This window comes from Ensifer sp. ENS02 (assembly GCF_014851885.1).
GTDB classification, from domain to species: Bacteria; Pseudomonadota; Alphaproteobacteria; order Rhizobiales; family Rhizobiaceae; genus Ensifer; species Ensifer adhaerens.
Genome location: NZ_JACVAO010000014.1, coordinates 64,670 through 82,732, shown reverse-complemented (window position 1 = coordinate 82,732; position 18,063 = coordinate 64,670). Strand labels below are relative to the sequence as shown.

19 protein-coding genes are annotated in these 18,063 nt (G+C 61.9%); 1 reads left to right on the top strand and 18 read right to left on the bottom strand.

Annotation, left to right across the window (positions count from 1 at the left end):
- Positions 1-43 precede the first annotated feature (43 nt).
- From IB262_RS26565 to IB262_RS26520, 10 genes are all read right to left on the bottom strand, one after another.
- Positions 44-583 carry a peroxiredoxin gene (locus tag IB262_RS26565; protein WP_112771951.1) on the bottom strand — a complete coding sequence of 180 codons (540 nt, stop codon included), beginning with the start codon at positions 581-583 and terminating at the stop codon, positions 44-46.
- A gap of 290 nt (positions 584-873) precedes the next feature.
- Complete coding sequence (locus IB262_RS26560; RefSeq protein WP_112975183.1) at positions 874-1,545, bottom strand: TIGR02117 family protein; 672 nt, start codon at positions 1,543-1,545, stop codon at positions 874-876.
- Positions 1,546-1,562: 17 nt separating this feature from the next.
- Entirely contained in the window at positions 1,563-3,275 is a 1,713-nt protein-coding gene (gene ureC, locus IB262_RS26555; RefSeq protein WP_034794169.1) for an urease subunit alpha, read from the bottom strand.
- A gap of 3 nt (positions 3,276-3,278) precedes the next feature.
- Complete coding sequence (locus IB262_RS26550) at positions 3,279-3,923, bottom strand: Urease operon accessory protein (protein WP_192493991.1); 645 nt, start codon at positions 3,921-3,923, stop codon at positions 3,279-3,281.
- 3 nt (positions 3,924-3,926) lie between these two features.
- Positions 3,927-4,337 carry a lysozyme inhibitor LprI family protein gene (locus IB262_RS26545; protein ID WP_112975184.1) on the bottom strand — a complete coding sequence of 137 codons (411 nt, stop codon included), beginning with the start codon at positions 4,335-4,337 and terminating at the stop codon, positions 3,927-3,929.
- Positions 4,334-4,639, bottom strand: a complete 306-nt coding sequence (locus tag IB262_RS26540) for an urease subunit beta (RefSeq protein WP_034794182.1) — start codon at positions 4,637-4,639, stop codon at positions 4,334-4,336. Before IB262_RS26540 ends, IB262_RS26545 begins: the two co-directional genes overlap by 4 nt.
- A gap of 99 nt (positions 4,640-4,738) precedes the next feature.
- A complete protein-coding gene (locus IB262_RS26535; RefSeq protein ID WP_112975185.1) occupies positions 4,739-5,041 on the bottom strand; it encodes an urease subunit gamma in 303 nt (100 codons plus the stop codon).
- A 123-nt stretch (positions 5,042-5,164) separates the two neighbouring features.
- A complete protein-coding gene (locus IB262_RS26530) occupies positions 5,165-5,998 on the bottom strand; it encodes an urease accessory protein UreD (RefSeq protein ID WP_060582407.1) in 834 nt (277 codons plus the stop codon).
- Positions 5,999-6,173: 175 nt separating this feature from the next.
- A complete protein-coding gene (locus IB262_RS26525; protein WP_112975186.1) occupies positions 6,174-7,148 on the bottom strand; it encodes a D-glycerate dehydrogenase in 975 nt (324 codons plus the stop codon).
- A 140-nt stretch (positions 7,149-7,288) separates the two neighbouring features.
- Entirely contained in the window at positions 7,289-8,299 is a 1,011-nt protein-coding gene (locus tag IB262_RS26520) for an alpha/beta hydrolase (RefSeq protein WP_192357230.1), read from the bottom strand.
- 189 nt (positions 8,300-8,488) lie between these two features.
- On the opposite strand from IB262_RS26520, the gene IB262_RS26515 reads away from it, so the two are divergent.
- Positions 8,489-8,941, top strand: coding sequence for a MarR family transcriptional regulator (locus IB262_RS26515; protein ID WP_112976574.1), 453 nt, complete (start codon positions 8,489-8,491; stop codon positions 8,939-8,941).
- An 89-nt stretch (positions 8,942-9,030) separates the two neighbouring features.
- Here the strand turns inward: IB262_RS26515 and IB262_RS26510 are convergent, their stop codons facing one another.
- From IB262_RS26510 to IB262_RS26475, 8 genes are all read right to left on the bottom strand, one after another.
- Positions 9,031-10,149, bottom strand: coding sequence for a branched-chain amino acid ABC transporter substrate-binding protein (locus tag IB262_RS26510; protein WP_034798823.1), 1,119 nt, complete (start codon positions 10,147-10,149; stop codon positions 9,031-9,033).
- Positions 10,150-10,263: 114 nt separating this feature from the next.
- Positions 10,264-10,608: a DUF6867 family protein gene (locus IB262_RS26505; RefSeq protein WP_034798825.1), complete on the bottom strand. Its 345-nt coding sequence runs from the start codon at positions 10,606-10,608 to the stop codon at positions 10,264-10,266.
- Between the two features lie 24 nt (positions 10,609-10,632).
- Positions 10,633-11,358, bottom strand: coding sequence for an ABC transporter ATP-binding protein (locus IB262_RS26500; protein ID WP_034798827.1), 726 nt, complete (start codon positions 11,356-11,358; stop codon positions 10,633-10,635).
- Positions 11,358-12,242 carry an ABC transporter ATP-binding protein gene (locus IB262_RS26495; RefSeq protein ID WP_090298237.1) on the bottom strand — a complete coding sequence of 295 codons (885 nt, stop codon included), beginning with the start codon at positions 12,240-12,242 and terminating at the stop codon, positions 11,358-11,360. The genes IB262_RS26500 and IB262_RS26495 overlap by 1 nt, the downstream gene beginning before the upstream one ends.
- Positions 12,242-13,627 (bottom strand): high-affinity branched-chain amino acid ABC transporter permease LivM, encoded by a 1,386-nt coding sequence (livM, locus tag IB262_RS26490; protein WP_192493990.1) that lies wholly within the window; start codon positions 13,625-13,627, stop codon positions 12,242-12,244. Before livM ends, IB262_RS26495 begins: the two co-directional genes overlap by 1 nt.
- A gap of 4 nt (positions 13,628-13,631) precedes the next feature.
- A complete protein-coding gene (locus IB262_RS26485) occupies positions 13,632-14,534 on the bottom strand; it encodes a branched-chain amino acid ABC transporter permease (protein ID WP_034798833.1) in 903 nt (300 codons plus the stop codon).
- 287 nt (positions 14,535-14,821) lie between these two features.
- On the bottom strand, positions 14,822-17,248 hold the full coding sequence (locus tag IB262_RS26480; RefSeq protein ID WP_192493989.1) for an FAD-dependent oxidoreductase: 2,427 nt from the start codon (positions 17,246-17,248) through the stop codon (positions 14,822-14,824).
- A gap of 253 nt (positions 17,249-17,501) precedes the next feature.
- Complete coding sequence (locus tag IB262_RS26475) at positions 17,502-18,056, bottom strand: sarcosine oxidase subunit gamma family protein (protein ID WP_192493988.1); 555 nt, start codon at positions 18,054-18,056, stop codon at positions 17,502-17,504.
- Positions 18,057-18,063 lie beyond the last annotated feature (7 nt).

Sequence of the window (18,063 nt, the reverse complement as noted above, 5' to 3'; positions counted from 1 at the left end):
GATCTTCGGGCTCTTTCCAATCAGGAACGATAGGTCGCTGCCATCAGGCGGCAAGCTTCTGGGACTTCAGCGTCTCCAGAATGTTCTGCGGCGAGGAAACGCCATAGGGGTCGCTGTCGCAGTTGTCGGAATAGCCTTCTTCTTCGAACCACTGCTCGACAACGCCGTTGTTGACGACGGCAGCGTAGCGCCAGGAGCGCATGCCGAAGCCGAGATTGTCCTTGGCGACGAGCATGCCCATCTTGCGGGTGAACTCACCCGAACCGTCCGGGATCAGCTTGACGTTTTCGAGGCCCTGGGACTTGCCCCAGGCGTTCATGACGAAAGCGTCGTTGACCGAGATGCAGTAGATTTCGTCAACGCCCTCGGCGCGGAAATCGGCCGTCAGCTTTTCGAAATCGGGCAACTGGAAGGTCGAGCAAGTCGGCGTAAACGCGCCCGGCAGCGAGAACAGCACGACGCGCTTGCCTGCGAAGTAATCGTCGGAGGACACGTCCTCCCAGCGGAACGGGTTCGAGCCGCCAACGGCCTCGTCGCGAACGCGGGTGCGGAACGTTACAGCGGGTACTTTTCTGCCAAGCATCGTCATCTCCTTTGGACCACGATGATTTGGATCGGTTCGACCAAAATCATGAACGTGATCGTCTCTTGTAAGTTAGAGCGGGATACATGCGGAGAACCGCAAACCGCTCTGGCGCAGCTCTCGGTCGGCAGGTCTTGGGAGGATTGCTGGCAACCGAGGAAGGTCAGCCGTCTTCCTATCGGATATTGCGCTGCGACGCAGCACGAAAGGCCCCAATTCACATGCGAGCATGGCAGCCATGCGGTGACCGCATGGCTGCCGCCTGCCAATCACTGCCTGCCAATCATTGCTCAATTGTGGAGCCGCAGCGACAGCCCGAGGCTTGGCGGGACCGGGTTCCACAGGCCCGTTCGCAAGCCCGCCTCACGCAACGCCCGCGCCGTCCATGTGTTGCAGCCGAAAAGCGCGTTGAAGCTGCCTCCGGCCTCGAAGAAGCGGTCGTTGCCATTGTAGGAAAAACCCTCGATCGAAACGACAGCTCCGGCCTCGCGGGTGAAGCTTTCGGCAATAAAGCCGAGCAGCCGATCGTATCCCGCTTCGTCCAGCTCGAAGCCGGTGACGGCAGCCTGCGGCTCGACGATCCGACCGGCGATATCCACATGCATCACCGAGCGGTCGACGGTCAGCGCCTTGAACACGGGCCCGGGCTTCAGCTCAGACCAGGTCGGCGTTTCCAGATAGAAGGCCCGCCCGCCCCAGCCAAAGATCAGCCATTCAGCCCGCGGATGCGCAAGCGGCACGCCGGCCGCCTCGACAAAGCCGAACCGCGCTCGAATCTCGTCCGTCAGGGGTATGGCGATGTCCGTGTGGATCGGGCCGGAAAGCAGAAGGATGCGCGTGCCCCCTGCTCCCGCCGCAGAGGCGGAAACCGGCAGGAGCGGCCGCGGCAGCAAGGTTCCGGCAACGATGGCAAGTATCGCCGCCAGTAGGCCGAAGAAAGCCCATTTCAGGCCACGCTTCATTCCCTGTCCCTGCTTGTTCAGAACAGGAAATAGCGCTGTGCCATCGGCACGACCGTCGCCGGCTCGCAGGTCAGAAGCTCACCGTCGGCGCGCACCTCATAGGTCTCCGGATCGACCTCGATATGCGGCAGCAGGTTGTTGTGGATCATCGATGCCTTGCCGATGCCGCCACGGGTGTTGCGGACCGCCACAAGCTGCTTGGCAACGCCGAGCTTGGCGGCAAGGCCGGCGTCGAGCGAGGCCTGCGACACGAAGGTTACAGACGAACTCGTGCGGTTCTTGCCGTAGGCGGCAAACATCGGCCGGTAGTGCACCGGCTGCGGCGTCGGGATGGAGGCATTCGGATCGCCCATCGGCGCCATCGCGATCGAGCCGCCGAGCAGCACGAAGTCGGGCTTCACACCGAAGAAGGCTGGGTTCCAGAGGACGAGATCGGCGCGCTTGCCGACCTCGATGGAGCCGATCTCATGGCTGAGGCCGTGGGCGATCGCCGGATTGATCGTGTATTTGGCGATATAGCGCTTCACCCGGAAATTGTCGTTGTCGCCGGTTTCCTGCGGCAGCGGCCCGCGCTGACGCTTCATCTTGTCGGCAGTCTGCCAGGTGCGGATCGCCACTTCGCCGACGCGGCCCATGGCCTGGCTGTCCGACGAGATGATCGAGAAGGCGCCGATATCATGCAGGATGTCCTCGGCGGCGATCGTCTCCTTGCGGATGCGGCTCTCGGCAAAGGCGATGTCCTCGGGGATCGACGGCGACAGGTGATGGCAGACCATCAGCATGTCCAGATGCTCGGCAAGCGTATTCTTGGTGTAGGGCCGCGTCGGGTTGGTCGAGGACGGAATGACGTTCGGCTGGCCGCAGATCTTGATGATGTCGGGCGCGTGGCCGCCGCCGGCCCCTTCCGTGTGGAAGGCATGGATGGTGCGGCCCTTGATCGCCGCGATCGTATCCTCGACGAAGCCGCTCTCGTTCAAGGTGTCCGTATGGATCATCACCTGCACGTCGTATTCGTCGGCGACACCGAGGCAGCAATCGATCGCCGCCGGCGTCGAGCCCCAGTCCTCATGTAGCTTCAGCGAGGTGGCGCCGGCGAGCACCATTTCCACCAGCGCACCCGGTCGCGACGCATTGCCCTTGCCGGCAAAGGCGATGTTCATCGGGAAGCCATCGGCCGCCTCGATCATGCGGGCGAGATGCCAGGGACCGGAGGTACAGGTGGTGGCGAGCGTGCCATGCCCCGGCCCGGCGCCGCCACCAAGCATGGTCGTAAGCCCGCTCACCAGCGCTTCCTCGATCTGTTGCGGGCAGATGTAATGAATGTGGCTGTCCATGCCGCCCGCGGTGATGATCTTGCCTTCGCCCGCGATGACCTCCGTGCCGGGACCGACGATGACGGTGACGCCCGGTTGCGTGTCCGGGTTGCCGGCCTTGCCGATGCCGGCGATGCGTCCGTCCTTGAGGCCGATATCCGCTTTGACGATGCCCCAGTGATCGACGATCAGCGCATTGGTGATGACGGTGTCGACGGCGCCCTCGGCGCGTGTCGCCTGACTCTGCCCCATGCCGTCGCGAATGACCTTGCCGCCACCGAACTTCACCTCCTCGCCATAGGTCGTGAAGTCCTTCTCCACCTCGACGAAAAGTTCGGTATCAGCGAGCCGCACCTTGTCGCCGACCGTCGGGCCGAACATGTTGGCATAGGCCGCGCGCGACATCTTGTAGGGCATGGTTCAGGCTCCTTGGGACGAAGTAGAAATGGGATGGAGGCGGCGAAGACGGCCGCTGGCTGCAAGCGCATCGACATGGCGGCGCTCGACGGCGAAGGGATGCCATTCCCAACCGACATGGCCGAAGCCGGCAAGAACGACCTCGTCGTCGGGTGTCGCTAGATGCGCGAGCACATCGGCAATGACGATCATCCCGCTCGATGGAACGACATAAGGGGCTGGCGAAAAGCCGGCGAGATCCTGCTCCACCTGGTCGTGCACATCGACCGGGACGACGCGAAAGCCGCGGTTGGTCGAACGGGCGAAGCTCTCGAAACCGACAGTGTAATCGTCGCAGAAATCGTCGAGGTCCGGATGCGTTTCCGCAAGCCCGGCCCGCATGGCGGCAAACTTCGCGCCGGAGCGAACGCACCATATCTCCCGCGCCTGGCGCACGGCGGCATTGGTCTTCCAGCGACCACCGCCGAGCATGGAAATCCCCGGGCGTCCGGTATTGCAGACCGCGACGATATCGGTCCTGTGGCCACCGGAGCCGACAGAGCGGCAATCGTTGAAGCGCACGACCAGATCGGCGGCATCGATCGTTGCGCCGGCGCCGTCAGGCACCTCGCCATTGCCCACGATCATGATGACGCGGCGAGCCTGCAACGGTCAGTTCCCTTGAGCTTCGAGAAATTCGTTGAGTTCGGCGGTACGCTTCTGCGTGAGCTGGGCAAGGCAGCCTGAAACCAGCATCGGCTCCGCCTGGCCGCCACGGGCCTGGAAACCGGCCAGCTCGCATTGTCCGTCACGATAGCCGATCCAGGCGCGCTGCGCCGTCTTCAGCGCCTCGACCGCGCCGATATCGGCGCCTTCCAGCTCCTTGTCGACATTCTGCGCCGCCGTCATCGCCTGCCTGTAGACCGCATTCAGTTCCGCGTCCGCCGCTTGGTATTCCCGGTAGGCGCAGTCATTCAGATCCGGCTGAGCCATCGCATTCGCGCAATCCACGTCTGGCTCATCCTCGGCGAGCGCCGGGGTGGCAAGCACCAGAAGCAGACCGAGAACCGGCAGCACTCTCATAGCTTGCCCATCACCTGCTGGCGGAAGCCATAGACCTCGCGCTTGCCGGAAAGCGGTATCAGCGTCACCTGGCGCGTCTGGCCCGGCTCGAACCGCACGGCCGTGCCGGCGGGAATGTCGAGCCGGCAGCCGTAGGCTGCTTTCCTGTCAAACTGCAGCCCCGCATTGGTTTCGGCGAAGTGATAGTGGCTGCCGACCTGGATCGGGCGGTCGCCGGTGTTGGCAACCTCGATCGTCGCCGTGTCGAGACCGGCATTGAGCTCGATCTCTCCGGCCGCAGCAATGATTTCTCCTGGGATCATGGTCTTCTCCTCAAGCCGCCCTCGGCCGGCCGCATGCTTTTGTCCCGCGTTCAGGCCCTCAGGCACCCTGCGCCAACAAGCCACCTACTCGTTCCGCGCCTAGCGGATCGGCTCGTGCACGGTGACGAGCTTTGTCCCGTCAGGAAACGTCGCCTCGATCTGGATGTCGTGGATCATCTCGGGGATTCCCTCCATCACCTGATCGCGCGTCAGCACCTGGGCGCCCGCCTCCATCAGTTCGGCAACCGAGCGCCCGTCGCGCGCGCCCTCGACGACGAAGTCGGTGATCAGCGCGATCGCTTCGGGATGGTTGAGTTTCACGCCGCGCTCCACGCGCCTGCGGGCGACCATGGCCGCCATCGAAATCAGCAGTTTGTCTTTCTCGCGCGGGGTAAGATTCATGCGTCGCCACCGGTTGTTCGTGAAGCAATTCCCTGGAAATCTGCGAAGCGGTCTTCCGCCAGGAATTACAAAGTTTCAATGCGTTAGATCATTTCACTGTTTCAAATAAAAATGTGAAACGAGCTAGAGAACCCAGACTTTCGGCACAGTCTTCTGCTTGCGCAAGTGCGAAATAACCGGGATGAGGATTTTTCTGAGCGCGAAGCCATCCGGCGCCACGAAACGGGCAACCAGCTTGTCGCGGCCATGGACCTGAAAATGGCTGATGCCGACGCCCGCTGCGCCATCGACGAGCGACCGAAGACGCGGCAGCAAGGGTTCGCAGTCGGGACCGACATGGAGCAGCGTGGCGAAGGCGGCCCCGCCATCGAGCACCGCCTTGCGCTGACTGAGGCGCGCGACCTCTCCTGATAGCGCCAGATTGTCCGCATGCAACAGCTTGCCCTCGACGCGGATGCGCCAGCGATCGCGGAAGAGCCCGGTTTCAACCGCCTCGCCCATCGCCTTGCGACCGAGCAGAACCGCTTCCACCGCGAGAAACGTCGCGTCGGCAGCAAGCTCCACCTCCAGCGAGCGCGACAGCGAGGCACGGTCGAAGAGGATCGTCTCCTGCGGCAACCAGTCGACGCGCGCGCCGGCGGCAACCTCGATGCGCGTTTTCACTTCGACGGTATCGGCGCTCGCCTTATAGATCTTCTCGCAGGCCTGCGTCGTCACCGTCACATCGGTTCCAGCCCCTGCCGCGACCTCCCAGACCATGCGGTCGCCGCCGGTGAGGCCGCCGGAGGAATTGATGAGCACTGCCTCCATCGAGGTGTCGAAGGTCTTTGGCAGGCGGATCTTGGCGCAGCCTTCCTGGTAGAGTTCGGCAATGCGGCTGTGGCCGAGCGCCGCCTTGGCGACCACCCGTCCCTTGCCCCAGGCCCGCTGCGGGGCGATGCGTGCTGCCTTGTCCATGTCAGACCGCTAAGCGGCGTCCTTCATTTTCGACGCGGCGCCCCATAGGCGCGATCGCCTTATCTTGGCGCTATCGTCCGCATCGCGGCACGACAAGTCAAGTTATTGTTTTGCAAAGAAAATCGTCAGCGTGCCGCATTTCCGTGCAGGCCCTGCGCAGAAAACGGGCAGCCGCCTACGCCACGCGATCCGGCGGTTCGCGACCGTCGAAAAACGCCGCGATATTGTCGACCACCTTCATGCCCATGGCGACGCGCGTCTCCTCCGTGGCACTGCCGAGATGCGGAAGCAGCACGACATTTTCGAGCCCGCGCAGACGTTCCGGCACGTTCGGCTCCGCCTCGAAGACATCGAGCCCGGCGCCGCGGATGACGCCGTTTTCGAGCGCCGCAATCAGCGCCGGCTCGTCGATCACATCACCCCGCGCCGTGTTGACGAGGTAGGCGCCCTTTTTCATCAGCGCCAGCCGTTCGGCGTTGATCAGGTGACGGTTTTCGCCGCCGCCGGGGCAATGGAGCGACACGAAGTCTGCAACCTTCAATACGTCCTCGACCGTGTCGAGTTGACGCGCACCGTAGCGGCTTGCCTCGGCCGGGTCGATGCGCGAGCGATTGTAGAAGACGACATCCATGTCGAAGCCGTAATGACAGCGCTTGGCCATGGCCTTGCCGATGCGGCCGAAGCCGATGATGCCGAGCGTCTTGCCGGTGACCTTGCCGCCGATCATGTGGGTCGGCCGCCATCCACTCCATTCGCCGGCCCGTACCTGCCGCTCGCCCTCGCCTGCCCGCCGAGCGACCGCAAGCAGCAACGTCATGGCGATGTCGGCGGTGCAATCTGTGAGAACGCCGGGCGTGTTGGTGACGACGATGTCGGCAGCCTTGGCGGCCGCGACGTCGATGTGATTGTAGCCGACGCCATAGTTGCCGAGGATCTTCGCGCGGAGGCCGCCACCGGCGAAGAGGTCGGCCGGAAGTCGATCAGAAACTGTCGGAAGAACGGCGTCATAGGTCCGGAGTGCTTCAGCCAGTTCTGCAGCCGTCAGAGGCACGTCCCCTTCGTTCAAGGTGACGTCGAAGCGTTCGGCAAGCACCTGCTCCACCGCCGCCGGCCAACGACGGGTGAGGAGAATGCGGGGTTTCGAGCTCATGCCTGCCTCCGGATCAGAATCGCTGCGAGATAGTGCACGAAACGGCGCGACGCGACAGCTATCTCGACAAGCGAAACACCTATCACGAAAAGCAAAAAAGAGGCGCCGTTGCGGGCGCCTCTTCTCGGGCTTCGGACATGTCAGGCCTTGGCGAAGGCGAGCAGGTCGGCGTTGAGCTGGTCCTTGTGGGTGTCGGTGATGCCGTGCGGGGCGCCGGCATAGACCTTGAGCTCCGCATGCGGCACCAGCGTCTTCGAGGCCCGTGCCGCCGCATCGATCGGCACGATCTGGTCGTCGTCGCCATGGATGATCAAGGTCGGCACGTCGAACTTCTTCAGGTCCTCGGTAAAGTCGGTCTGCGAGAAGGCGACGATCGAGTCATAGGTGTTCTTGTGTCCCCCCATCATGCCCTGCAGCCAGAAGCTGTCGATCATGCCCTGAGAGGCGACCGCGCCCGGGCGGTTGAAGCCGAAGAACGGGCCAGACGCGATGTCGCGGTAGAGCTTCGAGCGATCCTTCAGGCTTGCCGCCTGCAGGCCGTCGAAGACTTCCTTCGGCAGGCCGCCGGGGTTCTTGTCGGTCTTGAGCATCAGCGGCGGCACGGCCGAGATCAAACCGGCCTTGGCGATCCGGCTGGTGCCATGGCGGCCGATATAGCGGCTGATTTCGCCGCCGCCAGTCGAAAACCCGGCAAGGAAGATATCCTTCAGATCGAGCGCGTTGATCAGATCCGCGAGGTCGTCGGCATAGTGGTCCATGTCGTTGCCGTCCCAGGGCTGCGACGAGCGGCCGTGGCCGCGGCGGTCATGGGTGACGACGCGGAAGCCGTTGGCGGCAAGGTGGAAGGCCTGCGCTTCCCAGCTGTCTGACGACAGCGGCCAGCCGTGGCTGAGCACGACGACCGGGCCATCCTTCGGACCCCAGTCCTTGTAATAGATCTCGACGCCATCGCGGGTGATGATGCGGCTGCCCATGGTGTTTTCTCCCTTACTGCCGGAGGCGCCGGCGGTTGCTGCGGTGGTGGATGCGGCCTTGGCCGACGTGTTCATGGCATTGACCGCGGCTGCCGTGGCGGCAGCGCCAAAGGCGGCCGAGAGAACCGTGCGGCGGGAGATGCCGTTGGCTTCGGTCTTGCTGATTGCCTTGCTCATGGAAACGCTCCTTCTTTCCTGCGGTCACACCGCTGTTAAATGCTTAGCGATTAAATCGTGCACGACTTATATGGTTTATATCGCTACCGATTAGATCGTGCACAATATTTATATCGCAACTGCGCTATAGTCAATGTCTTGCGATTATATCGTGAACGATTTATTTTGAGGGCATGACAGGAGAAAGCGATGACTGACACCGATCCCAAGGGCGATGAGGCAATGCTGGCGCTCGATAGTTTCCTGTGCTTTGCGGTCTATTCCGCAAACCACGCCTTCACGCGCATTTACAAGCCGCTGCTGGACGAGCTCGATCTCACCTATCCGCAATATCTGGTGATGGTGCTGTTGTGGGAAAAGGACGACCAGACGGTCGGCAGCCTCGGCGAGCGGCTCTTCCTGGAATCGAGCACTTTGACCCCGATGCTGAAGCGCCTGGAGTCCGCCGGCTATATCGACCGCGTGCGCGACAAGGCGGACGAGCGGCAGGTCCGGGTGCAATTGACCGACACGGGCAACGCGCTGCGGCAGAAGGCAATCGACGTGCCCCGCAACCTTGGCGAAGCAACAAAGCTCGGCCCCGACGATCTCGAGCGACTGCGCGCCGAGGTCTCGTCGCTCAGAGACACGCTACTGAAATAATAGACCGCTGCGCCAAGCGTCACCAAAAGAAAAGCCCGGCGATCGCTCGCCGGGCCCCAACCAGTCGGACACAAGGTCCGAAATCAGAACTACTCGTTCTGGAAGTAGTTGTACTTGCCGTCGTCACCCTTCTTCCAGGTGTACATGACGTAGTCCGGACGCGTGATGTCGCCCTTTTCGTCATAGCCGAGTTCGCCGATTGCGGTCTTGAACGGACCCTTTGCCTTGATGGCTTCGGCAACTGCCTGCGGGTCGTTGCCGCCGGAAGCCTTGGCAGCTTCGGCGATGACCTGGAGAGCGGCGTAGGCGTAGAGCGTGTAGGCTTCCGGTTCGAAGCCGGCCGAGCGGAACTTCTCGACGAGGTCCTTGGCAGCCGGGTTCTTGCGCGGATCCGGAGCGAACGTCATCAGCGTGCCGTCAACGGCGTCGCCGGCGATCGAAGCCAGTTCGTTCGAAACGATACCGTCGCCCGACATCAAGGTAGCCTTGAGGCCCTGGTCCTTCATCTGGCGCATGATCAGGCCGGCTTCGGTGTGCAGACCGCCGTAGTAGACGATCGAAACGCCGGCTTCCTTCATCTTGGCGATCAGAGCCGAGAAGTCCTTGTCGCCGGTGTTGATGCCTTCATAGAGGGCTTCGGTGAGACCGGCTTCGTTCATCGACTTCTTGGTTTCGTCGGCAAGGCCCTGACCATAGGGGGTCTTGTCGTGAATGACCGCGATCTTCGCGTCCTTGAAGTTGGCAGCGAGGTAGGCACCGGCAACCGCACCCTGCTGGTCGTCACGGCCGCAGGTACGGAACGTGTTCCAGAGACCGCGCTCGGTGAACTGCGGGTTGGTGGAGGCCGGGGTTACCTGCAGGATACCGTTTTCGGCGTAAACTTCAGAAGCCGGGATGGACACGCCCGAGTTGAAGTGACCGACAACGAACTTCACACCGTCAGCAACGAACTTGTTGGCAACCGAAACGCCCTGCTTGGCATCCGAAACGTCGTCGCCGAGCACAACCTTGATCTGTTCCCCATTGATACCGCCAGCGGCATTGATGTCGGCGGCGGCCTGCTCTGCACCTTTCTGGAGCTGTGCACCGAAAGCGGCGTTCGGGCCAGTCAGCGGGCCGGCGACACCAACGAGAATATCAGCCCAGGCGCTGCCGCTGAAGGCAACCATAGCCGTCAGCGCGACCGCCGACAGAAGAGACTTTTTCATCTTGTTACTCCCAATTATTCGAGCGGGTCTCGTTACCAACCTGCGCAATGCCCACCATAGTTGCGCCGGTGTTTCTTTCGCACCGGCCGCGGCGGCCGGCGCGCGCTGTTCCCTTTATTTGGCTTTCCAGGAGAAAGGCGAAGCCTTCTCATAGAGCCAATAGTAGTTATTGGTCATTTGCTTGGTCCGGTAGTACCGGAAACCTGCGGTAGCAAACAACAAAAGTACGATCGTGTCCACGATATAGTATTGCAGGCTGAACATGGTGCCTTCGAACAGCGCATGGTGGACGAAACGGATGCCCAGTCCCAGCAACGCCACGTAGAGGATGAGCCGCGGCATGCCTTCCCAGCTTTCAGCCACGCTCTTGCCCGTGCGCCAGGCGGTCCAGCCGCCAAGCACGCAGCTTATGAAAAGAAACTGCCAGATCGACACTTCTTCGTAGAGAATTCCCTGCATGTCACTTGCTCCAGATGCGGCCGGTCAATGACGGCCGCCTTCGAGATAGGCCGCGCGCACTTCCGGATTGGCGAGCAGTTCCTTGCCGGAACCGCTCATCGTCACCCGGCCGTTCACCATCACGTAGCCGCGGTCCGAAAGCTTGAGCGCGCCGAAGGCGTTCTGCTCGACGAGGAAGACCGTCAGCCCCTCCTCCTTGTTGAGTTTCTTGATCGCTTCGAAGATGCCCTTGACGATCAGCGGTGCGAGACCGAGCGACGGCTCGTCGAGAAGCAAAAGCTTCGGCCGGGCCATCAGCGCGCGGCCGATCGACAGCATCTGCTGCTCACCGCCCGAAAGCGTGCCGCCGCGCTGCGCCTGGCGCTCCTTCAGGCGCGGGAAAAGCGTAAACACCTTTTCCACGTCCTGGTCGAAGTGCTTCAGGTTGTCGAGGCTGGCGCCCATCTGCAGGTTTTCGAACACGGTCATGCGCGGGAAGATGCGCCGACCCTCAGGCGATTGCGCAATGCGCAGCCGGGCAATCTCGTGCGTCGGCATGCGGGTGATGTCCTGGCCTTCGAAGAAGACCGAACCGGTGCGCGCCTGCGGGCTGCCGCAGATGGTCATCATCAGCGTCGACTTGCCGGCACCGTTGGCACCGATCAGGCAGACGATTTCACCACGGTGAACTTCGACATCGACCCCGCTGAGCGCCCGGATGTTGCCGTAGTAGGTCTCGACGGCTTTGACTTGGAGAAGTGGCGCCGTCATCAGTGGGTGCCCCCCTGCCCGCCTTCGATTTCCTCGATTTGTTCGATCACCTCTTCAACCTCTTCATCCTCGACACCCAGATAGGCCGCAATGACCCTCGGATCGTTCTTCACGAAATCCGGTGTGCCGTCGGAAATCTTCTGTCCATATTCCAGGACCACCACGTGGTCGGAGATCTCCATGACCACGGACATGTCGTGTTCGATCAAAAGAATCGACGTGCCGGTATCGGCGCGAATGCTTTTCAGCAATTCGTTGAGCGCCAGAGACTCGCGCGGATTGAGACCGGCGGCCGGCTCGTCCAGGCAGAGAAGCTCGGGCCCGGTGCACATGGCACGCGCGATCTCGAGACGACGCTGGGCGCCATAGGAGAGATCGCCGGCCGGATCGTCCGCACGGTCGATCAGCGACGCCTTTTCCAGCCAGTGCTTGGCAAGTTCGATCGCCTCGCGCGATGCCTGGCGATAGGCCGGGAAGCCAAGCAGGCCGAGGAAGGTGTAGCCGGATGCCTGCATCAGCTTGTTGTGCTGCGCGACGAGCAGGTTTTCGAGCACCGTCAGACCGGAGAACATCCGGATGTTCTGGAAGGTACGCGCTACCTTGGCGAGCTTCGTGATCTCGAAGTCGGGCAGACGCTCCAGCAGGTATTCCTTGCCGGCCTTCTGCTTCATCGTGATCATGCCCATCGTCGGCTTGTAGAAGCCGGTGATGCAGTTGAACACCGTGGTCTTGCCCGCTCCGTTCGGGCCGATCAGCGCGGTGATGTCACCGCGATAGGCTTCGAAGGAGAAGTCGTTGATGGCCATGAGACCGCCGAAGCGCATCGACAGGTGCTCAACCTTGAGAATGGGGTCTTTTGTCATTGTCGTTGTCTCGCGGGCCATCAACCGTGCCCTTCCTTGGTGAAGCTGCCGGAGACTGCCTTGCGTTCGTGCAGGAAGGCTGTCGGTTCGCGTGATCCGACGAAGCCGCGCGGCTTCCAGACCATGACGACGACCATGGCCAGGCCAAAGATCAGCATACGGTAGAGTTCAGGTGTGAAGTCCGGTCCGAAGACCATCTTCAGGAAGGAAAGCTCACGCAGGATTTCGGTGCCGCCGATCATGACGGCCGCAGCGACTGCGATGCCGGTAAGCGAGCCCATGCCGCCGAGAACCACGATCGCGAGAATGACCGCGGATTCCAGGAAGACGAAGGATTCGGGCGACACGAAGCCCTGGCGCACCGCGAAGAACGAGCCGGCGATACCGCCGAACATGGCGCCCGTCGCAAAGGCGGTGAGCTTGGTCGTCACCGTGTTGATACCGAGCGAGCGGCAGGCGATCTCGTCCTCGCGCAACGCTTCCCAGGCGCGGCCGATCGGCATGCGGCGCAGCCGGATCGTCACGTAAGCCGTGAGCAGCGCAAGTGCCAGGATCAGATAGAACAGGAAGATCTTGTAATAGGCCGACGACATCGGCAGGCCCATCATTGCTGCAAAACCGTCCTTCGAGGCATCGAACTTGATGCCGAACAGCGTCGCCTTAGCGATACCGGAGACGCCGAAGGTACCCTTCGTCACTTCGGTCCAATTGATCAACACCAGTCGGATGATTTCACCGAAGGCCAGCGTCACGATCGCCAGATAGTCACCGCGAAGACGCAAGACCGGGAAGCCGAGAATCATGCCCCAGAAGGCGGCGAGAATACCGGCGACCGGAAGAAGAACCCAGAAGGACAGGCCGAAATAGGTCGACAGCAGGGCGTAGGAATAGGCGCCGACCGCGTAGAAGGCGACGTAACCCAAGTCCAGCAGGCCAGCGAGGCCGACGACGATGTTGAGCCCCCAGGCCAGCATCACGTAGATCAGGATCTGGATGCCGAAATTGTCGACCCACTTCAGCGAGCCCTGGACGCCGAAGATCGCGACGACGAGCGGCGGATAGATGAGCAGGAACGCAATCGCGAGCTTGGAGAAGTTGCGGCTGAAGAAGGTCTCCTCCTTCACCGCATCGTCGGCCTCGGCCTTGGCGGCCTTGCGCCGAGCCATGGCCGGCTGGACATAGGCAACCATCAGGAAGCGGCCGACGGCAGCGACAATCACGAAGATCGCCAGCAGTCCCCAGCGCTCGTTGAGGATCAGCTCGTTGCGGATGTTCTGGTCGGACTTGAGACCGACGAACAGCACGAAAAGGCCGAGCGAAATCAGGCCCGCGAAGACAGCCTCGCGCAGGGCCCGCGCCGTCACGTCAGTGCCGGCGCTTGCAGTCGTAGAAGCAATGTTTGCCATGGAATTATACCTTCTCGACTTCCGGTCGTCCGAGAATGCCAGACGGCTTGAAGATCAGGACGATGGCGAGAATGGAGAAGGTCGCGACGTCCTTGTAGTCGATGGTGAAATAGGCCGACCAGAGGGACTCGATGAGCCCGATCAACAGTCCGCCGAGAACGGCGCCCGGCAGCGATCCGATGCCGCCGAGAACGGCCGCGGTGAACGCTTTGACGCCAGGCACGAAACCGTCGGTGAAGACGACGACGCCATAATACATCAGATACATCGTGCCGGCGACGGCAGCGAGTGCTGCGCCCATGATGAAGGTCACCGAGATGGTGCGGTCGACGTCAACACCCAGCAGCGCCGCCATCTTCCGGTCCTGTTCGGTCGCGCGCTGGGCGCGGCCGAGCGGCGTCTTGTTGACGATGTACCAGAAGATCGAAAGCAGAGCCGCCGTGATGACGATGATGATGATCTGCTTCAGCGAGATGGTGATGCCGAAGACTTCGTAGACCGAGGAGACGAGCGGCGGGATCGGCTTGTTGCGCGGGCCCTGCGTCACCTGGATGAAGTTCGACAACGCAATCGACATGCCGATCGCCGTGATCAGCGGCGCAAGCCGGAACGAACCGCGCAGCGGCCGATAGGCCACTTTCTCGATCGTCCAGTTCCAGAGACCTGCGGTCAGCATGCCGACGATCATCATCAGCAGGAGAGCAAGTACAACCGGGACGCCCCCGATGAATGTTGTGAGAATAAGAAAGACAATCAAAGCAGCAAAGCCGCCGAGCATGAAGATATCGCCGTGGGCGAAGTTGATCATGCCAATGATGCCGTAGACCATGGTATAACCGATTGCGATCATACCATAAATAGACCCAAGAGTCAGCCCGTTGACGAGCTGCTGGACGAAATACTCCATCAATCTTCCCCTGGACCAGATCCATAACGGTCCGGTCTCTTGTTTTTTGAGCTCATTGTTGAGCGCTGTGTTTGCTCGATTCCATACCTCTTTCAAACGAAAAGGAAAGCTAAAAAACGCGACTTCGCCAAAAACTTCCTCGATAAAATCGATTTGACGCTTTTACAGCCAGAAAAATCAAATCTTTCGCAGCTTTCGCCCGCGAAAGCATCAACTTTAGTCGTAAAAGCGTCGGGTATTCTATGAAGCTTCGACAGCCACTTCGGTCTGCATTACACCTCGAATGCTTAGGCGCGCATGCGCTGACCGTTCGAATCGAACAGCGGATGCGGCTGAAGACGGGCCGGCAGGATCTCACCCAAGAGTTCGATCGACCAGCCATCGCTTCGGTCGGCGATCTCCTTGGGCACGTAGCCCATGGCGACCGAAACCCCACTTGCATGCGCATAGCCGCCCGATGTCACCCAGCCGCGCACGACACCGTCGAGATAGATGGGCTCGTCGCCGATGACGTCCGCATCCCTCGCATCGAGCACGAAGGTCCGCAGCCGCATCGCGCCGCCATCCGCCTTCTCCTTCAAGGCCGCCGCCTTGCCAATGAAATCCGCATCCTTGCCGGTCGCGACGAAACGGCCGAGCCCAGCCTCGACCGGGCCATAGAGCGGACGATATTCGCGCGCCCAGCTGCCGAAGGATTTTTCGACGCGCAATGCATTCAGCGCCCTCAGGCCGAACAAACGGATCCCGGAAGCCGCCCCCTTCTCCATCAGCAGTTCGAAGAGATAACGCTGGTACTCCGGTTTCATCCAGATCTCGTAGCCGAGATCGCCGGTGTAGCTGACGCGGCCGACGAGCGCGGGCGCCATGCCGAGATCCATCCGGCGGATGTCCATGAACGGGAAATCGGCGTCGGAGACATCGAGATGGGTCAGGCTTTCAAGCACATCGCGCGCCTTCGGCCCGGCGATCGACAGGCCCACCAGCTCCAGCTTCAACGCCTTCAGCGTCACCGAGCCGTCCGCCGGCAGATGCGCCTCGAACCAGCGCATGTGGTAGTCCTCGGCGATGCCGGATCCAACAAGCAGGAAATCCCCCTCTTCGAGCTTGGCAAGGGTGAAGTCGCCGATCAGCTTGCCGTCCTCCTTCAGCATCGGTGCCAATGCCATGCGCCCGACCTCAGGGATGCGGCAGGCAAGCATGCGGTCGAGCCAGGCTTCAGCGCCCTTGCCGGTGATCGCATATTTGGCAAAGCCCGATGTCTCCATCAGGCCGACGCCTTCGCGCACGGCCCGGGCCTCCGCGCCCACCGTCTCGAAGTCGGTCGAGCGCCGCCAGGAGAAGGCGTCCTTGACGCCTTCGGGTGCAAACCACAGCGGCGTTTCAAGCCCGTAGGACGCGCCGAAGACGGCGCCCGCAGCCTTCAGCCGGTCGTAGATCGGCGTCGTCAGCAGCGGCCTTGCCGCCGGCAGCTCCTCGTTCGGATAACGGATAGAGAAGCGACGCGAGTAGTTCTCGCGCACCTTGGCATTGGTATAGGCAAGCGTGGCGAAATCGCCGTAGCGCGAAACGTCCATGGCAAAGACGTCGAAGCCGGGGTCGCCATGGATCATCCAGTTGGCAAGCGCCAGGCCGACGCCGCCACCCTGGCTGAATCCGGCCATGACGGCGCAGGCCGACCAGAAATTCCTCAAGCCCCGCACCGGGCCGACCAGCGGGTTACCGTCCGGCGAGAAGGTGAAAGGACCGTTGATGATCTTCTTGATGCCGGCCTTGTTGAAGGCCGGGAAGTGCCGGAAGCCGACCTCGAGTTCGGGCGAGATACGGTCGATGTCCTCGGCGAGAAGTTCATGGCCGAAGTCCCAGGGCGTCGTGACGGGCGACCACGGCCGGCACGCCTTCTCATAGGTGCCCATCAGCATGCCGTTCCGCTCCTGGCGGAGATAAATCTCGCCGTCGAAATCGACACAGTGCATCAGCTCCTTGCCGCGTGTCTGGTTGAACTCGATGACCTCTGGCATGTCCTCGGTGATGAGATACATGTGCTCCATAGCGAGCACAGGCAGCTCCAGCCCCACCATGCGCCCCACCTCGCGGGCCCAGAGGCCGGCGGCGTTGACGACATGCTCGGCGACAATCTCGCCCTGGTTGGTGATCACCCGCCAGCAACCGTCTTCCCGCTGCACCAGGTCCTCGACCTTGGTGTGCAGATAGATCTCCGCACCGTTCTTCTTCGCCGATTTGGCATAGGCATGCGTCGTGCCATAGGGATCGAGATGCCCCTCGACCGGATCGAACACCGCACCGACGAACTGGTCGGGATCGAGCAGCGGCATCAGGTCATGCGCTTCCCTGGGCGTCAAAAGCTCGGCTTCGAGCCCCATGTAGCGGCCCTTGGCAAGGATCGACTTCATCCAGTCGAAACGTTCCTTGGTGGCGGCGAGCATCATGCCGGAGGTCATGTGCAGGCCGACATCCTGGCCGGAATACGCCTCGATCTCCTTGTAGAGCTCGACCGTATATTTCTGCAGCTTGGCGACGTTCGGGTCACCGTTGATCGTGTGCATGCCGCCGGCCGCGTGCCAGGTGGAGCCGGAGGTGAGTTCCGATCGTTCGAGCAGCACGGCGTCGGTCCAGCCGAATTTCGTCAGGTGATAGAGCACCGAACAACCGACGACACCGCCTCCGATAACGACGACCTTGGCATGGCTTTTCATGCGTACACTCCGTCTCCCCATGCTCCTGCCGGAGGCATGGCCAAATTGTCAGGAAGAAACTCAGGCACGGCGACCGCTTGCTTCAGGGACAGAAGTGCAAGCGACGAATGATGAAAGCCTAGTCAGAAAGACGGCGCCGATAAAGACACGGCTGCGAAGGACGCTTGTCCATTTCCGCCGTTTGCTGGCGGATGGGCGACCTGTTTGCGGCATTTCATGCCGCATTTGATTTCGACCTCTTGAAGGGGCCGTCTCAATCCGAGAAGGCGGCGGTGAGATCGAAGGCCCGCCCCATCTTCATCAGGTCATCGAAGAGCGATTCCGCATAGCTCCGCGGCACGATCAGCTCGAACGTGTCCTCGTCCGTCCGGGCGAGATTGACCGGGATGTGACCGCACAACGCATTGGTGCTGCCGCCAACCGTGAAGGCTGAGGGATGAAGATCAAGGCCGATGCCCTTGACGAGGATGCTGCGCACGTTCGGGCCGGCGATCCGGAAGACGACGCGCCCATCGCTTTGGTCTACAACATAGGCACTGCCGTCGCAAAGCTCTTCGAGCCAACGCACGAGCCCGCTCGGCGCTTCCACCTCGGAGACGACAAGCCATTCCCCCGGCGCCGAAAACCGCATGGACAAGTCGGACTGTGCGGCGATCGCCTCACGCACGGTCTCCTCCCGGCCGGCGCGCGCAAGAACCGTCGCCATCGTGCGCCAATGCCCGACCATCAGGTGGTCGGCCGCCGGCGACGTGGGTGCCGATCGCAGTTTCTGCTCCAGTGCGTGGCGGTTGTTGTAGTCGCGAACCATCACCGCC

Coding starts and splice junctions, on each gene's coding strand:
- IB262_RS26520 (WP_192357230.1), bottom strand. CDS start 8,299: ATGAGCAAGGCAATCAGCAAGACCGAAGCCAACGGCATCTCCCGCCGC.
- IB262_RS26500 (WP_034798827.1), bottom strand. CDS start 11,358: ATGACGGCGCCACTTCTCCAAGTCAAAGCCGTCGAGACCTACTACGGC.
- IB262_RS26475 (WP_192493988.1), bottom strand. CDS start 18,056: ATGGTTCGCGACTACAACAACCGCCACGCACTGGAGCAGAAACTGCGA.
- IB262_RS26510 (WP_034798823.1), bottom strand. CDS start 10,149: ATGAAAAAGTCTCTTCTGTCGGCGGTCGCGCTGACGGCTATGGTTGCC.
- IB262_RS26535 (WP_112975185.1), bottom strand. CDS start 5,041: ATGAATCTTACCCCGCGCGAGAAAGACAAACTGCTGATTTCGATGGCG.
- IB262_RS26560 (WP_112975183.1), bottom strand. CDS start 1,545: ATGAAGCGTGGCCTGAAATGGGCTTTCTTCGGCCTACTGGCGGCGATA.
- IB262_RS26495 (WP_090298237.1), bottom strand. CDS start 12,242: ATGGCCCGCGAGACAACGACAATGACAAAAGACCCCATTCTCAAGGTT.
- IB262_RS26565 (WP_112771951.1), bottom strand. CDS start 583: ATGCTTGGCAGAAAAGTACCCGCTGTAACGTTCCGCACCCGCGTTCGC.
- IB262_RS26485 (WP_034798833.1), bottom strand. CDS start 14,534: ATGGAGTATTTCGTCCAGCAGCTCGTCAACGGGCTGACTCTTGGGTCT.
- IB262_RS26545 (WP_112975184.1), bottom strand. CDS start 4,337: ATGAGAGTGCTGCCGGTTCTCGGTCTGCTTCTGGTGCTTGCCACCCCG.
- livM (WP_192493990.1), bottom strand. CDS start 13,627: ATGGCAAACATTGCTTCTACGACTGCAAGCGCCGGCACTGACGTGACG.
- IB262_RS26505 (WP_034798825.1), bottom strand. CDS start 10,608: ATGCAGGGAATTCTCTACGAAGAAGTGTCGATCTGGCAGTTTCTTTTC.
- IB262_RS26515 (WP_112976574.1), top strand. CDS start 8,489: ATGACTGACACCGATCCCAAGGGCGATGAGGCAATGCTGGCGCTCGAT.
- IB262_RS26540 (WP_034794182.1), bottom strand. CDS start 4,639: ATGATCCCAGGAGAAATCATTGCTGCGGCCGGAGAGATCGAGCTCAAT.
- ureC (WP_034794169.1), bottom strand. CDS start 3,275: ATGCCCTACAAGATGTCGCGCGCGGCCTATGCCAACATGTTCGGCCCG.
- IB262_RS26530 (WP_060582407.1), bottom strand. CDS start 5,998: ATGGACAAGGCAGCACGCATCGCCCCGCAGCGGGCCTGGGGCAAGGGA.
- IB262_RS26525 (WP_112975186.1), bottom strand. CDS start 7,148: ATGAGCTCGAAACCCCGCATTCTCCTCACCCGTCGTTGGCCGGCGGCG.
- IB262_RS26480 (WP_192493989.1), bottom strand. CDS start 17,248: ATGAAAAGCCATGCCAAGGTCGTCGTTATCGGAGGCGGTGTCGTCGGT.